Source organism: Litorihabitans aurantiacus, from assembly GCF_030161595.1.
Lineage (GTDB): Bacteria > Actinomycetota > Actinomycetes > Actinomycetales > Beutenbergiaceae > Litorihabitans > Litorihabitans aurantiacus.
In genome coordinates this window covers 3,543,169-3,558,947 of the sequence record NZ_BSUM01000001.1, presented here as the reverse complement: position 1 = coordinate 3,558,947, position 15,779 = coordinate 3,543,169, and the positions used below count along the sequence as shown (strand labels likewise).

10 protein-coding genes and 1 pseudogene are annotated in these 15,779 nt (G+C 74.5%); 1 reads left to right on the top strand and 10 read right to left on the bottom strand.

The window, feature by feature from the left end; genetic code table 11:
- Nucleotides 1–50: 50 nt before the first annotated feature.
- From QQK22_RS16855 to QQK22_RS16835, 5 genes are all read right to left on the bottom strand, one after another.
- Nucleotides 51–1,859 (bottom strand): ABC transporter ATP-binding protein, encoded by a 1,809-nt coding sequence (locus QQK22_RS16855; RefSeq protein WP_284252311.1) that lies wholly within the window; start codon nucleotides 1,857–1,859, stop codon nucleotides 51–53.
- Complete coding sequence (locus QQK22_RS16850) at nucleotides 1,856–3,070, bottom strand: glycosyltransferase family 4 protein (RefSeq protein WP_284252308.1); 1,215 nt, start codon at nucleotides 3,068–3,070, stop codon at nucleotides 1,856–1,858. The genes QQK22_RS16855 and QQK22_RS16850 overlap by 4 nt, the downstream gene beginning before the upstream one ends.
- Before the next feature lie 146 nt (nucleotides 3,071–3,216).
- Nucleotides 3,217–4,461, bottom strand: coding sequence for a glycosyltransferase (locus QQK22_RS16845; RefSeq protein WP_284252306.1), 1,245 nt, complete (start codon nucleotides 4,459–4,461; stop codon nucleotides 3,217–3,219).
- Complete coding sequence (locus QQK22_RS19455) at nucleotides 4,454–4,942, bottom strand: glycosyltransferase (protein WP_431310199.1); 489 nt, start codon at nucleotides 4,940–4,942, stop codon at nucleotides 4,454–4,456. Before QQK22_RS19455 ends, QQK22_RS16845 begins: the two co-directional genes overlap by 8 nt.
- Before the next feature lie 1,066 nt (nucleotides 4,943–6,008).
- Nucleotides 6,009–6,776, bottom strand: coding sequence for a hypothetical protein (locus tag QQK22_RS16835; RefSeq protein ID WP_284252302.1), 768 nt, complete (start codon nucleotides 6,774–6,776; stop codon nucleotides 6,009–6,011).
- A gap of 161 nt (nucleotides 6,777–6,937) precedes the next feature.
- Here QQK22_RS16835 and QQK22_RS16830 point away from each other — a divergent pair, with 161 nt between their 5' ends.
- Entirely contained in the window at nucleotides 6,938–7,462 is a 525-nt protein-coding gene (locus tag QQK22_RS16830) for a hypothetical protein (protein WP_284252300.1), read from the top strand.
- Between the two features lie 6 nt (nucleotides 7,463–7,468).
- Here QQK22_RS16830 and QQK22_RS16825 read toward each other — a convergent pair whose 3' ends face one another.
- The 5 genes and pseudogenes from QQK22_RS16825 to QQK22_RS16805 all read right to left on the bottom strand — a co-directional run bounded on the left by QQK22_RS16825 (nucleotide 7,469) and on the right by QQK22_RS16805 (nucleotide 15,472).
- A complete protein-coding gene (locus QQK22_RS16825; RefSeq protein WP_284252298.1) occupies nucleotides 7,469–8,716 on the bottom strand; it encodes an ATP-binding protein in 1,248 nt (415 codons plus the stop codon).
- A 118-nt stretch (nucleotides 8,717–8,834) separates the two neighbouring features.
- Nucleotides 8,835–10,229: a macro domain-containing protein gene (locus QQK22_RS19010; RefSeq protein WP_348525620.1), complete on the bottom strand. Its 1,395-nt coding sequence runs from the start codon at nucleotides 10,227–10,229 to the stop codon at nucleotides 8,835–8,837.
- A gap of 99 nt (nucleotides 10,230–10,328) precedes the next feature.
- Complete coding sequence (locus QQK22_RS16815) at nucleotides 10,329–12,236, bottom strand: DUF7507 domain-containing protein (RefSeq protein ID WP_284252296.1); 1,908 nt, start codon at nucleotides 12,234–12,236, stop codon at nucleotides 10,329–10,331.
- Between the two features lie 69 nt (nucleotides 12,237–12,305).
- Nucleotides 12,306–12,877, bottom strand: a pseudogene (locus QQK22_RS16810) (DUF7507 domain-containing protein); the annotation flags it as partial.
- Nucleotides 12,878–12,886: 9 nt separating this feature from the next.
- Nucleotides 12,887–15,472 (bottom strand): DUF7507 domain-containing protein, encoded by a 2,586-nt coding sequence (locus tag QQK22_RS16805; protein WP_284252292.1) that lies wholly within the window; start codon nucleotides 15,470–15,472, stop codon nucleotides 12,887–12,889.
- Nucleotides 15,473–15,779: the final 307 nt, after the last annotated feature.

Below are 15,779 nucleotides of genomic sequence, written 5' to 3'. Positions count from 1 at the left end.
GACCCGCGGGTCGTGCGTCGGGGCGTCGCGCTCGCCGTCGCCCGCCGCGCTCACCGCTCGCCCCCGCCCGCGGGTGCGGCGTGCCGCGCGAGGATCTCCTGCGGCGTGCCGCGGTCCGCGATCCGGCCGCCCTCGATCCACAGCACCAGGTCACAGGTGGCGACGTCGTCGGGCTCGTGCGTGATGACGAAGGTGGTGCGGCCCGCGGTGAGGCGCAGGAGCGCCTCGCGCACGCCGTCGGCCGTGGCGCGGTCCAGCCCGGTGGTCGCCTCGTCGAGCACCACCACGGGGGCGTCGCGCAGGATGGCGCGCGCGACGGCGATGCGCTGGCGCTGCCCGCCGGACAGCGTGCCGCCGCGCTCCCCCACGACCGTGTCGTACCCCTGCGGCATCGAGACGACGAAGTCGTGCGCGCCGGCGTCGCGCGCCGCCCGCTCGATCTCCTCACGCGTGGCGCCGGGGCGGCCGTAGGAGATGTTCTCGGCGATGCTCGTGGCGAACAGGACGGAGTCCTGCAGCACGATCGCGACCTGGTCGCGCACGCCGTCGAGCGTGAGGTCGCGCAGGTCGACGCCGTCCAGGCGCACGCAGCCGGCCACGGGGTCCTGCAGCCGCGGCAGGAGCGAGACGAGCGTCGACTTCCCGGCGCCGGAGGGCCCGAGCAGCCCGACGCGGCGCCCCGCGGGCACGTGCACGCTGACGTCGCGCAGCGCGTACCGGCCGTCGCCGTAGGACGTCGAGACGCCCTCGAGCGTGACGGCCCCCTGCACGCGGCGCGGCTGCCGCGCCCACGAGGTGTCGCGCACGTCGACCTCGGCCTCCAGCAGGTCGCTGATCCGCTCGCCCGACGCCGCGGCCTTCGCGATCCGGCCCGTGTACTTGGCGAGGTCGCGCATGGGCTTGAACGCGCTCTTGAGGTAGGAGACGAACACGGTGAGCTCCCCCGGGGTGAGCGAGCCCGCGACCACCTGGCGCGCCCCGATGAGCAGCACGGCCCCGGCCGCGACGCCGACGAGCACGTCGGTGCCGCGCTCGAGCGCGGCCGACATCCGCGACGCCTTCACACCGTCGCGCAGCGCACCGTCGTTGGAGGAGGCGAAGCGGCCCGAGAGGTGGTCGCGCAGCCCGTACGCCTGCACGAGCACCATCGCCCCGAGCGTCTCGTTGGCGGCGCCGGCGAGGTCGCCCTCGCGGCTGCGCTGGCGGCGTGCGGCGCGCGTGATGCGCGGCCCCTGCCGGGCGACGCCGACGGCGAACAGCACCAGCGCGACCACCACGACGATCGCCAGCGTCGCGTCCAGCACCAGCATCACCACGAGCATCCCCACGAGCGTGACGACGTTGCCGAGGAGCGGCAGGCCGGCCGTCACGGCCACCTCCTGCACGCGCCCGACGTCGCCCACCAGCCGGTTCAGCAGGTCGCCCGAGCGCGTGCCGCGGTGGAAGCGCAGCGAGAGCCGCTGCAGGTGGTCGAACAGCGTGGCGCGCACCCCGGTCATCGCGCGGCTGCCGGCCAGCGAGAAGCACACCGTCATCGCGTAGGCCGCGAGCGCCCGCAGGCCCGCCAGGGCCACGACGGCGAGCGAGGCGATCAGCACCACGCGCAGCACGTCGGCGGTCGAGTCCCCCGAGGGCTCCATGTTCGTCACGGCGGCCACGGCGCCGGCGGCGATCACGGCGTCGAGCACCACCTTCAGCGGCCACGGCTCCAGCAGCCGGAACGCGACCTCGGCGAACAGCGCGGCGAACCCGCCGACCACGAGGCGGCGCTGCGGGCGCAGGTGCGGGCGCACGTGGCCCAGCGTGCGGCGCAGCCCGGGCAGCGCCCCGGCGAGCTGACCGGTCGGTGACGCGCTCACGCGGACTCCTCGGCGGTCAGCAGGTCGAGCACGGTGGGCGGCAGGGCCTCGATCGCGGTGGCGACCGTGCGCTCCCAGCCGTGGTGCTCGACGGCGTCCGCGCGTGCGGCGCGCCCCATCCGCTCCCGCGTGGGGGCGTGGGCGCACAGCAGCTCCAGCGCGTCGCGCAGCGCCACGACGTCGGAGGGCGGGAGCAGGACGCCGGTCACGCCGTCGCGCACCACCGCCGGGATCTGCCCGACGGCGCTCGCCACGACCGGGAGCCCGGCCGCGAGGTACTCGTAGACCTTGAGCGGGGAGAAGTACTCCTCAGCGACCGCGGGGTAGGGCGCGACGGCGACGTCGGTGCGCCGCAGCAGCGCCGGCACGTCGGCGGGGTCGGTGGCCCCGGTGCGCTCCACGCCGGCGGTGATCCCGAGCTCGACGGCGCGCGCGTCGAGGTCGGCCGCGAGCGGGCCGTCGCCCACGATCAGGAGGCGCGCGACCCCGTCGCGCACCAGAGGTGCCGCCGCCTCGAGCAGGACCTCGACGCCGTGCCACGGCTTGAGCGTGCCCACGAAGCCGATGGTGGGCACGTCGGGCGTCTCGCGGGGCTCGTGCGCCTCGCGCGGGCGGATCCGCTCGGTGTTGACGCCGTTGGCGGCCACGACGGTCCGGGCGCCCGGCACGTGCTCGCGCACCCAGGCGGCCACGGGCTCGGACACGCACGTGACGACGTCGGCCGCCGTGACCGCGCGCCGCAGCGACTCCCACGCCGCGTCCGCGTGCACGAGGCCGCGGTGGGCGGCCTGCTCGTCGACCAGGGGTGCGTTGACCTCGAGGACCGTGGGGATCCCGGCGGCGCGGGCGCGCTCCAGCGCGGCGGCGGAGAACAGCGAGTAGCGCTCGTAGAGGAGGTCGGTGCCGGCGAGGTCGACCGCGTCGGCGATCGCGTCGTCCTGCGCGATCAGCCACGCCTCGCGCTCGCGCACGTCGCCGCCGCGCGGGCGGGTCGGCAGGAGCTGGACGACGACGTCGGCCAGGTCGGCGGGCGGCTCACCGCCGGTCCGGGTCGCGTGGAGCACGACGTCGGCGCCCGCGGCGCGCAGCACGCGCACCACCTCCTGCACGTGGACCGAGGCCCCCTTGGTGCCGAACACCCCGATGCCGGGATCGGCGCAGACGTACGCGACGCGCGCCCCGCCGACCCGCCGCCGCAGCCCCTCCCCCACCTCCGCGAGAGACTTCTGGGCACTCGCGAGAGACTTCTGGGCGTCCGCGAGGGGTTTCCGGGCGTCGCCGAGAGACTTTGGGGCGTCCGCGAGGGGTTTCTGGGCGTCGCCGAGAGACTTCGGGGACTCGTGCCGGCTCGTGGCGCTCACGCGACGGCCTCCTTCTCGAACGGTTCGGACGGCAGCAGGGCCTGCAGCGCGGCGGCCTGACGGCGTGCGTCGAACCGCTCCTCGACCAACCGCCGCGCCTCGGCACGCAGCCGCCGCGCGAGGGCGGGATCGCGGTGCAGCCGCTCGAGCGCCGCGGCGAGGCCGGCGGCGTCGTGCTGCCCGACCACGAGCCCCGTCCGCTCGTGCGCGATCGCTTCGCCGAGCCCGGTGACGGCGGTCGTGACGCACGGCGTCCCCAGCGCCATCGCCTCGAGCACCACGGTCGGCAGCCCGTCGGCGTTGCCGTCCGCACCCACCACGCACGGTGCGGCGAGCACGTCGGCCCCGGCGACGACGTCGCGCACCGCCGCCTGCGGCAACGGCCCCGTGAAGGTCACGGCGTCGCCCAGCCCCAGGCCTGCCGCGCGCGCCCGCAGCTCGCCGTCGAGCTCGCCCCCACCCACGAGCGTCAGCCGCGCCGCGACGCCGTGCCCGCGCCGCAGGAGCGCGACGGCGTCGAGCAGGTGGGTGAACCCCTTCTTCTCCACGAGGCGCCCGACGGCGACGACGTGCAGCTCGCCGTCGCCCTCCCGCCCCGCATCCTCCCGCGGCGTGAACGCGTCGAGGTCGAGCCCGTTGTAGACGAGGTGCAGCCGCGAGGCGTCCACGCCGAGCCCGCGCAGGTGCGCCACGTTGTACTCGCTGATCGTGACCACGTGGTGGGCGTCGGCCGCCTTGCGGAGGACGTCGGCGTCGTCGACCTGCTCGTGGAACAGGTCCTTCGCGTGCGCCGTGAACGAGTAGGTGAGGCCGGCGGCCGCGGCGGCCAGGCGCGCCACGGTCGTGGCGAGCGAGGCGAAGTGCGCGTGCAGGTGCGTCAGCCCGCTGCGGCGCGCGGCGACGGCGACGGCGAGCGCCTGCGCCGCGTCCTCGGCCTCCGCGGCGAGCAGGTCGCGCACGAGCGCGTCGGGCAGCGGTCCGAGCACCTCGCGCGCCTCGGCGAGCGCGGACCAGAGGTCGTCGGCCCGCCGCACCCGCGGCACGTACCGCACGGGTGCCTGCACGCGCGCCAGCGAGTCGTGGAAGCGCGGGTCGACCGGCGCGCGCAGCGAGAAGATCTCGATGGCGGCGCCCGCGGCCTCGCGCGCCAGGATCTCGGTGACCACGAAGGTCTCCGAGAAGCGCGGGTACATCTTCAGGACGTAGCCGATCCGGGGCCGCGCCGTCGTCGCGTCACGCACCGATGGCCTCCGGGGTGACGGCGGAGGCCGCGACGGCGGGCGTCGCCCCGTGCAGCAGGGCCGCCACGAGCGCGGGGATGCGCGCCAGCCCGTCGAGGTCGATCCCGTCGCGCCGCGGCGCAGGCCCCGTGACCAGCCGCGCGAGGTCGGCACCGAGCACGGCCGGCGTGAGCTCCTCGGGGCGGCGGACCTCCAGCGCCCCCAGCTCCGCCATCGCCTCGGCGCGCACGAGCTGCTCGGCGCGCGGCGTGGTGCGCGGCACCACGAGGAGCGGCCGGTCGGTTGCCAGCACCTCGCACACGCTGTTGTACCCGCCCATCGCGACGACGGCCGCCGCCCCCGCGTACCAGCGCACCAGGTCGTCGCGCCAGGTGTGCACGCGCAGGTCGGAGCGGCGGGCGGCGCGGGCCTTGGCGGCGCGCCGCAGCGCGTCGGGCAGGTGCGGACCCGTGACGAGCACGCCCGTGTGCCCGGCCGGCATCGGGGCGCGCGTGAACGCCTCGGCGAGCTGCGCGCCGTCGGACCCGCCGCCGAGCACGCCCAGCACGTACGGCGTCGCGGGCGCACCGCTCGGCGGGACGCCCTGCCCGAGCGCCGGCACGCGCCCGTGCGCGAGGTAGCCCGTGCCGCGCACGGTGCCGGTCAGACCGAGGACGGCCGCGACGTCGTGCACGCGCCGGTCCCCGTAGACCCAGGTCTCGTCGAAGAGCTCGGCCACGGCGGCGGCCCCGCCGTCGCGCCGCCACTCCCGCCGCGCGACCGCGGGGGTGTCCATGACGTCGCGCAGGCCGAGCACCGTGCGGGTCCCGCGGGCGCGCGCCTCGCGCAGCGCCGGCTCGAGCTCGCCGCGGAAGCCGCGCGGGTGCTTGTCCACGATCAGCAGGTCGGGCCGGAAGCCGGCGACGGCGGCGCGAAGCACCTCTGCGCGCACCCGCAGCGTGTCCTCGAGGTCCAGTCCGAGGTGGCGGGCGCCGTAGCCGCCCTCGGCGTCCTTCGCCAACGCCGGGACGGCGACGATGTCGACGCCCGCGGGGCGGCGCGCCGCGGCGGCCTCGGGCGCGCCGGTCAGGAGCAGGACGTCGACGCCGAGCGGCGCCAGCGACGCCGCGATCGCGAGGTTGCGGCGGATGTGCCCGAGACCCTGGGCGTCGTGGGAGTACAGCGCGATCCGGGGGCGGTGGTGGGGATCGGCCGTGGTGATGGCAGAGACGGCGGGGGTGCGGGTGGGCATGGCACCAGACGATGCCGGGTGAACAGGAGACAACCATGAGGGCCCGGTGAGAGCGTTCTCATCTTCGTAGGGCCGGCAGCCGCGGTGACGGTGGCTGCCGGGGCCGGGGGCCGGGGCCGGGGCCGGGGCCGGGGCGGGGGGCCGGATCGGGCGGGCGGGGGGCCGGATCGGGCGGGCGGGCGGGCGGCGTTCGGTGCGCACGAATGCGGCCTTCAGGGGCGTCGATGGCCCGATTCGTGCGCAGCGAAGCGACGCCGCGGGGCCGGCGCCGGGGCCGGGGACCCGGGTCCGGGTCCGGGTCCCGGGCGCCGGGGTGTCAGCAGCCGGCGCTGTCGTAGCCGCACAGGCGCTGCCACGCGTCGTCCAGCAGCGCGGTCGTGTTCTCGCGTGCCGTGCCGACCTGGGCCTCGCCGCCCTCGTACCCCGTGAGCACGACGGCGTTGCCGCGCCGCGTGAGCGCGACGTAACTCCCGAGCGCCTCGTCGAGTGGGCCGGCGGTCGAGGCGCCGTAGTAGTCGGTCGCGAGGCCGGTGCCCTGCGCCCCGACCTCGAGCGGTTCGACGACGTACGCCGTCGCCTCCTGCGCCGTGCAGGACCCGAACGCGGCGGCCAGGGCGTCCGCAGCGGTCGCGGCGGCGTCGCTGTCGGCGAAGACCGCCACCTGCTGCAGGCCGACCGGCTCCTCGAACTCGCCGCTCCCCTGGGACACGGTCACCATGTCCGCGGCCTCCGGGGTCACCTGATCGCACGCCTCGGACAGGCGCCACGCCGTGACGCCGGCGGTCTCCTCGCGAGGCTGGTCGGCCGTGCCCAGCACGTCGGGCGGGAGCAGCGTGTCGGCGGTGACGGTGGTGGGCGGGGCCGGCGCGGGTGGGGCACTGGTGTCGGACTCCGTGGGCCCGGCCGGCTCGCTCGGCTCGGCCGGCTCCGACGTCGGTGTCGCCGTCGGGGACTCCGAGGGTGAGGTCGTGGCCGTCTCGGTCACGGTCTCGGTGGATTCGGCGTCGTCCCCGGAGGAGCACGCGGTCAGGGCGAGGGCGCCGGCCAGGAGGGCGGCGCCGGTGGCTGCAGCGGTGCGTCTCATCCCTCCACCCGACCGCACCTCGGCGCCGGGCGCAAGGGTGCCGGGCCGGGTGGTAGGTCGTCCGCTGCGCACGAATCGGGTCGTCAGCGCCCGCGAAGACCCGATTCGTGCGCACCGAACGAGACTCCCGGCGGCGGAAGGGCGGCGGCGATACTGGGGGCGTGAGCGACTCAGGTTCAGCCACCCCCGCCACCCCGCCGGCCCCGTCGCCGCAGGACGTCCTCGCCGACCTCACCTCGCGCGACGTCTCCCGGATCCTGCGCGCCTCCAGCACCATCAACTGGGGCTCCCGGGAGCTGGCCGAGGCCCTCGCCCCCCACGTGCGCCGGATCGACACCGAGACCGACAACCTGGACTACGCCGGCATGCTCCACTCGAACGCCAACCACGTGGTGCAGGCCGTCAGCGTCATCACCGCGGCCGCCGAGGGGCGGTGCGTCTGCACGACCTACCACGGCTGGATGTTCTACGAGCCGGAGAAGCTCGAGCAGCTGGGGCGGGTGGAGATCCTCAGCCACACCGAACCGGGCTGGAGCATGACCTTCGAGTGCCGGTGCACGCTGTGCGACGCGACCTACAGCGTCGAGCAGGGCGACTACCACTACATGTGGTGGCAGTGGAGCAAGCCGCCGAAGGCCGCCAAGCGTCCGAAGCTGCGCTACCGCACCGCCAAGAACGTCGGCTGAGCCCGGTCAGGGGGCCAGAGCCCCCAGGGGTAGGACGTGCACCCCCGACGGGAGGGTGTAGCCGTGCTCGGTGCCCGTGATCACCGCGAGGAACCGGGGGCGACCGGTGCGTCCGACGTCGACCCGTTCACGCAGCCTGAGGAGCGCCGCCTCCGCCGCCTCGACGCGTGAGGCACCGAGCTTCACCTCGCAGGCCGCCCACCCGCCGTCGTCGAGCTCGAGGATCGCGTCGACCTCCAGCCCCGTCGAGTCCCGGTAGTGGTGCACCTGGCCACCCCAGGACTCGATCGACGCCCGCAGATCCGCCACGGCCATGCTCTCGAAGACCTGCCCGAAGTACTCCGGATCGCCGGCCAGTCGTGCGGGGGTCAGCCTCAGCGCCGCGCAGGCGAGCGACGGGTCGGCGAGGTGCATCTTCGGCTGCTGCCGGAGCCGGGTCCGCGAGCGGAGGCTCACCGCCCACGCGGGCTGCTCGTCGACGACGAACACACGGGTGAGAGCGTCGAGGTAGCGCCGCACCGTGTCCCGATCGACGGCAGCACCGTCCGCGGCGACGTCGGCCGCGAGACTCGCCGTCGTGACCTCCGTCCCGATGGTGCGGGCGAGGCTGGCGAGCAGCCGCCCCACCCGGACGGGGTCGTGCCGCACGCCGGTCGCCAGGCGCAGATCGGTGGCCATGAGGTCCTGCAGGTACGAGGCGGTGAACTCCCGAGCGTCGGAGGCGGACGCGTCGATCAGCGCCGGCCAGCCACCGCGCACCGCCTCGACCGCGAGGTCCTGGTAGGTGAGGTCGCTGCGGACTCCGGTCAGCGGCTCGTCGCCGAGCGCGGCGAGACTCACCGCGGCCGTCGACCGGCCCCGCTCGTGGATCGACATCGGTCGCATCCTGATCCGGGCGAACCGCCCGGCGCCCGAGTGCCTGCGGACGTCGTCCGTGGGCGTCGCCGAGCCGGACAGGATGAACTGCCCCGGTGCCTGCCGGCGGTCCACCTCGTGCCGGATCACGTTCCAGAGCGACGGCGTCAGCTGCCACTCGTCGATCAGCCGGGGCGTCTCACCCTCGAGCAGGCCGGTGGGATCGAGCTCGGCGAGCTCCGCCACCGACCTCGACTCGTCGAGCCGCACAGCGCTCCGAGCGTGGTGGGACCCGGTCGACGTCTTGCCGCACGCGCGGGGGCCCTCGAGAACGACCCCACCCATGACGCCCAGGGCACGGGCGATGCGCGCGTCGGCCTCGCGTCTCCGGTACTTCACCACGCGACCGTACCGCATTCTGCACTGGTTCTATCCCGCAGCCTGCACCACATGTATCCCGCACTGTGCATGCTCGTCGTGCCGCACCTTGCAGATCGTCCTTGTCCGCGTGAGCCCCTCAGCCCTCCGCTGCGCCACCCGCCCCGAGGGCGCGCCCGACGGCGACCGCCGCCTCGTCCGAGAACGCCACGATCCGCACCTCGCGCACGCGCGACGGTGTGGCGCGCAGGGTCTCGACGGCGGCAGCCGCCGCGTCCGCCAGCGGCCACGCGTACACGCCCGCGCTGATCAGCGGGAACGCGAGGGTGCGCGACCCGATCTCGTCGGCGACCTCGAGGCTGCGCCGGTAGCAGGAGACCAGCAGCGCCCGGTCGCGCTCGCCGGCGGCCCAGCTCGGCCCCACGGTGTGGATCACGCGGTGCGCGGGGAGGTCGCCCGCCGTCGTCCATCCCGCGTCCCCGACGGCGAGCCCGCGCGGGAAGCGCGCGATACAGTCGGCGAGCACGGCGGGTCCGCCCGCGCGGTGGATCGCGCCGTCGACACCCCCGCCCCCGCGCATCGCGGTGTTCGCGGCGTTCACGACGGCGTCGACCGCCTCCCGCGTGATGTCGCCGCGCACGAGGGTGATCGCGGGCGGCAGGAGCGCCTCGACCACGACGCCGCCGAAGCGCGCCTCGTCCATGTGGCAGGGGTGCCCGTCGATCCACACGCGGTGGGTCTGCGTGGTCTCGCACGCGGATCCGTCGTCGCGGTGGTGCGCGACGAACCCGCCGCCGAGGCCCGTGTTCGCGCCGCCGACGGCGCGGCCGTGCACGCACCGGGGGCGCTCGTGGCAGTCGTCGCAGACCGCCCGGTCGTAGCGCGGCCCGCCGAGCGCGGGCGTCGCGCACAGGGGGCACGGGTGGGCGGTCGAGGTCGGCTCCTGCGCCAGGACCTCGTGGCGGGCGACGGCGCGCAGCACCTGCGCCTGCGTGGGGCGGCGGGCGGTGGGTCGCTCGCCGTCGGGCGTCCGGGTGGTTGACGCCCCGCCATCGCGCGACGCCCCGGCAGCGACCGCGGCCGTGGGTCGCATCGCGCGCCGCAGCAGCACGAGGGTGGCGTCCGCGCGGGCGACGTCGACCGGCTCGCCGGCCTCGTCGAGCGGCACCGGGTGCAGGTCGGCCGCGCTGCGCAGACCGGCGACGACGACGTCGACGGCGGCGCGCGTCGTCGCGGGGAGCGAGGCGGGGTCGATCGCGGTGCGCTCGCGCTCGCGGCGCCGTCGGGCCACGCGCCAGTACGCCTCGATCGCGGCCCGGCGCCCCTCGTCGGTGCAGGGGTCGACCGACCAGCTGCGCCCGCCGTCGACCCCGCAGACCAGGAGGGTCTGGTCGTAGCGGGCGGCGAACCCGCCGGCCTCGGCGTCCCCGGCGAAGGCGGGGTGCTCGACCTCGCGGACCGTGGTCGGGTCGGCCGCCTGGGCGATCGCGAGGGCGAGGGTGGTGGCGCGGGTGACGGGCGGGGTGTCGGGCACGGGTCCATGCTGCCCGCCGCCACCCGCGGCGTCACCCCGGACGAGAGCGGGGCCCCGACCACACCGGTCGGGGCCCCGCCTGCTAGCCGTTCGGCTCGATCACTCGGCCCGACGGCGTCGGGTCGTCATCAGCACCGCACCCGCGCCGAGGAGCACCAGGGCGGCGACGCCGAGCCCCGCCGCCGAGGCACCGGTGACGGGCAGCGACGGGCCCGTCGGCGGCACGACCGGGATCGACACCGAGGAGGGCTCCGCCGGGAGGGCGTTGTTGCCGGGGGTGGTGCCGGTCGCCGCCGCGGTGTTGGTCAGCTGGCGCGTGCGCAGATCCTCACGCGTGACCGTGTAGGCCGCGGTGAAGGTGGCCGACTCCCCCGGGGCCAGCGTGACCGGCGCCGGGCTCAGCGGACCGAGGTCGCCGCTGCCGGAGAACGCGGTCTCCACCGGTGCGACGTCGGTGAGCGAGACGTTGCCCGTGTTGGTGACCACGAACGTGTACGTGACCACCTGACCCGCGCGCGTGACGGTCGTGGTGTCCGAGGACTTCACGACCTCCAGGCCCAGGGTCCACCCGGCGGGGATGGTGACCTCGCTCGACGGGACCGGCGGGAGCTCGGTACCCGGGGGCGGGGTGCCCGTGGCCGTGGCCGCGTTCGTCAGCCCGCTCGCGTCCACGTCCGCCTGGGTGGCGGTGTAGGTCGCGGTGAAGGTGGCGGACTGGCCCGGGATCAGGGTCGCTGCGGCGGGGGTGATCTCGCCCAGCTCGCCCGTGCCCGAGAACGCGGTCTCGACCGGCGCGGCGTCGGTGATCGTGACGTTGCCCGTGTTGGTCACCACGAAGGTGTAGGTGACCTCCTGGCCGGCGGTGGTGAGCAGCGCGGTGTCGGAGGTCTTGACGACCTCGAGCGCCGGAGCCGGAGCACCCGGGATCGTGACCTCGCTCGGCGGGACCGGCGGCAGCTCCGTGCCCGGGGGCGGGGTGCCGTCGGCCGAGGCGGCGTTGGTCACCTCTCCCGCGTCCACGTCCGCCTGGGTGACGGTGTAGAGGGCGGTGAAGATCGCCTGCTCGCCCGGGAGCAGCGTGGCCGCCTCCGGGGTGAGGTCACCCAGCTCGCCCGTGCCGGAGAACGCGGTCTCGACCGGGGCGGCGTCGGTGATCGTGACGTTGCCCGTGTTGGTCACCACGAAGGTGTAGGTCACCTCGGCGCCCGCGACGAAGTCCTCCTCGCCGGTGAGCGAGGCGGACTTCACCACCTCGAGCGACGGCGCGCGCTCGCCGGGGATGTCGACGTCGCTCGGCGGGACCGGCGGCAGCTCGGTGCCTTCCGGCGGGGTGCCGGTGGCGGTGGCGGTGTTGGTCAGGACACCGGCGTCCACGTCCGCCTGCGTGGCGGTGTAGGACGCGGTGAACGTGACCGTCTGGCCCGGCACCAGAGTCGCCGAGGCGGGAGTGATCTCGCCCAGCTCACCCGTCCCGGAGAAGTCCACCTCGACCGGAGCAGCGTCCGTGATCGTGACCGTGCCGGTGTTCGTGACCGCGAAGGAGTAGGTGATCTCCTGACCGGCCACGGTCAGCAGCTCCACGTCGGAGGACTTGAGGATCTCCAGCGCCGGGGACCGGTCGCCCGGGATCGTGACCTCGCTGGGCGGGACCGGCGGCAGCTCCGTGCCCGGGGGCGGCGTGCCCTCGGCCGTGCCCGCGTTGGTGATCTCACCCGCGTCCACATCCGCCTGCGTGACCGTGTAGACCGCGGTGAACACCGCCTGCTCACCCGGCGCCAGCGTCGCCACGCTCACCGGCGTGATCGGACCCAGCTCACCAGTGCCGGAGAACGCGGTCTCGACCGGGGCCGCGTCCGTGATCGTGACGTTGCCGGTGTTGGTGACCACGAACGTGTAGGTCACCTCCGTCCCGGCCAGGTACTCCTCGCCCTCGGCCAGCGACGCCGACTTCACCACCGACAGGCCGGGGGTGCGCTCACCAGGGATGTCGACGTCGCTCGGCGGCACCGGCGGCAGCTCCGTGCCCGGCGGCGGGGTACCCGTCGCCGTCGCGGCGTTCGTCAGCTCACCCGCATCGACATCCGCCTGCGTGGCGATGTACGTCGCGGTGAACGTCGCCGTCGCGCCGGGTGTGATGGTGGCCGACTCGGGCGTGAAGGAGCTCAGCTCCCCGAGCCCGAGAACGCGGTCTCGACCGGCACGGCGTCGGTGATCGTCACGTTGCCCGTGTTCAGGACGGCGAAGGTGTAGGTGATCTCCTGGCCCGCTGTGGTCAGCAGCTCGGCGTCGGAGGTCTTGGTGACGAGCAGACCGGGGGTCCGCTCGCCGGGGATGTCGACGTCGCTCGGCGGGACCGGCGGCAGCTCCGTGCCCGGCGGCGGGGTACCCGTCGCGGTGGCCGTGTTGGTCAGCTCGCCCGCGTCGACGTCCGCCTGCGTGGCGGTGTAGGTGGCGGTGAAGGTGACGACGTCGCCCGGGGCGAGCGTCGCCGTCGCCGGCGTGAACCCGCTCAGCTCACCGGTTCCGGAGAACGCGGCCTCGACCGGTGCGGCGTCGGTGATCGTCACGTTGCCCGTGTTGGTCACCTCGAAGGAGTACGTGATCTCCTGACCGGCCTCCGTGAGCAGCTCGGTGTCGGAGGTCTTCACGATGCTCAGCTACGGCGCGCGGTCGGCGGGCAGGGTCGCGTCGTCCTCGTCGCCCACGGTGGTGCCGAAGGGGTCGGTCCCGGAGGCCGAGGCGGTGTTGTCCACCGTCCCGGCGTCGACGTCGGCCTGCGTGATCACGTACGTCGCGGTGCACGTCAGGTCCTCGCCCGGCGCGAGCGTGGCCGGCTGCAGCGGCGCGCAGTCGAGCGCGGAGAGCTCGCCCGTGCCGGTGAAGGACTCCTCGGTGACGGTGACGGTGACGTCGTCCAGCGTCAGCGTCCCGGTGTTGGTCGCGACGAAGGTGTAGGTGACCTCCTGGTCCAGGACGACCTCGGTGGCGTTCACCGTCTTGACCAGCGTGAGGCCGGGGGTGCCGTCGGTGGGGGTCTCCACGGTGCTCGTCGGAGGCGTGGGCGGGTCGACCCCCGGGGGCGGGGTGGCGGTCGCGGTGGCGGTGTTGACGATCTCGCCGTTGTCGACGTCGGCCTGCGTGACGACGTAGGGCTCGTCGGCGGTGCAGGTGACGAACTCGCCCGGTGCCAGCGTGGTCGGGTCGCAGGTGATCGCGATACCGGCCTCGGCCAGGGTGGGGTCGGAGACGCTCACGTCGCTCAGGGTCGTGGTCCCGGTGTTGGTCACCAGGAAGGAGTACGCGATCTCGTCGCCCACGTCGGTCAGGTCGTTGTCGTTCACGTCCGTGACCTCGGCCGACTTCACCAGCGTGTACGCGACCGTCCGGTCGACGGGGATCTCGACGGTGTCGGTGGGCTCCTCGGGTGCGGGGACGCCGGGCGGCGGCACGGCGGAGGCGGTCGCGGTGTTGACGACCTCACCGTTGTCGACATCGGCCTGGGTGAGGACGTAGGTCTCGTCGGCGGTGCACGTCACCGACGTCCCCGGCGCCAGCGGGGCCGGGTCGCACGAGATCGTGATGCCGAGGTCGGCCAGCGTCGGGTCGGAGACGCTCACGTCGGTCAGGGTCGTGGTCCCGGTGTTGGTGACGAGGAAGGAGTACGCGATCTCGTCACCCAGGTCGGTGAGCTCGTTGTCGTTCACGTCCGTGACCACGGCCTGCTTCACCAGCGTGTAGGCGGCGACGGCGTCCGAGGGCAGGACGACGTCGTCCAGGTCGGTCACCGTGGTCCCGAACGGGTCGGTCCCGACGACGGACGCCTGGTTGTAGAGCGTCCCGGTGTCGACGTCGCCCTGGGTGAAGGTGTAGGTCGCCTGGCAGGTCAGGACACCGCCCGGCGCGAGCGTCGCGGGCTGCGTCGGCGTGCAGGTCAGGCTCGAGAGCGTGCCGGCACCCGTGAACTGCTCCTCGCTGACGGTGACGCCGCTGAGCGGGACGTCGCCGGTGTTGGTGGCGGCGAAGGTGAACGTGACCGGGGCGCCGGCGACGATCTCGTCGGTGCTGGCGGACTTCTCCAGCGAGATGCCCGGGTTGCTGACGAAGGAGACGCTCGCGCAGCCGGGGAGGTCGATCCCGACGGCGTCCGAGATGTTCGCCGCGCAGTTCTCGAAGGTCAGGGGCGCGCTCTGCCCGGCGGTGATCGGGGCGTGCGTCACCTGGACGGTGACGGTGCACGAGGTCTGCCCCGCCGCGAGGACGCCGTTCGTGACGGCGACCGCGCTCCCGCCCGGGGTGGCCGTTCGCGTCGCCGTGCACGTGCCGCCGAGGGCGGGTGTGGGTGCGACGACGAGTCCGGCGGGGAGGTTGTCGGTGAAGGCCCAGCCGGCCTTGGCCGCCAGGTCGCTGGTGTTGGTGACCGTGAGCGTCAGCGTGGAGGTGGTGCCGACCGGGGTGGTGGCGGGGGTGAAGGACTTGTCGAGCTGCGGCGTCGCGTCCAGCACGCGGATGTTGTCGACCGCGCCGTCGTTGCCGTTGGGGTTCGTCTGCTCGTTGCGCAGCACGATCCCGAGCGAGCTCCCGTTGAACAGCACGGAGGCGTCGGCCGGGAACCGACCGTACCGGTTGGTCACCGCGCCCTGGTAGGCCATCGAGCGCGGCCCGACGCACGGATTGATCGCAGCGGTGGAGACGGGCGTCTCGGTCCCGTTGGCGTTGCGCAGGTAGAACCGCAGCAGCGGCTGGGCGGCCTGGCACGACGTCGCCGCAGCGTCGACGGAGAACGTGATGAAGCGGCCGGTCGCGCTGGGCAGCGGGACCTGACCGCTGGTGGCGAACATGATGCCGTTGGCCGGGGCGTTGCCCGAGGCGCCGCTGGTGTTGGTGCTCAGTGCACGGTTGGTGGTGGAGTTCTGCGGGCTGTTCAGGAGACCCAGCATCCGGGCCTTGAGCTGGACGCTCGAGAAGTCGCCCGCGTCGTTGCAGTAGCCCCCGGGGCGCGGCGTGGTGGGCCCCACGATGAAGCCGTTGCACGCGAGCGTGTTCAGCCAGTACGGCGCAGCGGTGTACGTCACGCCCGTGCTCGAGGTGTAGTTCGGGAGGTTCACGACCCCTGTGCCGTTCTCGAAGTCCTCGGCATAGATCACCGTGGGCACACCCGGGACTCCGGGGTTGCCGGGGACAGCCTCCGCGGTCTCGGGGGTGAGTGCCGCGCTGCCGGCGAAGGCGACGCACCCCGCGAGCACCCATGCCGCCGCCCTGGCGGCGAGACGCCTGCCTCTGTTCGGCCGTCGTCGATCCGTCCTCATTGCCGCCTCCACGGTCCATCGGTCACAGTGCCGGCACGACCGTGGACGGCCCCCCGACTGCGCCCCCTCGCGCACCGGCGGGAGCCGGGGCGGGTGCGAACGTCTCCAGTGGTGGCGACGTCTCGACGAGACACTACGGACGTCTGTGCAGCGCGTATAGATAAGCGCAAATAACATTTCGCTAACTTTCGCCCACCCGCCAAACGTGAACGAGCGGCAAACTTGCGTATTTCAAACCATTTCG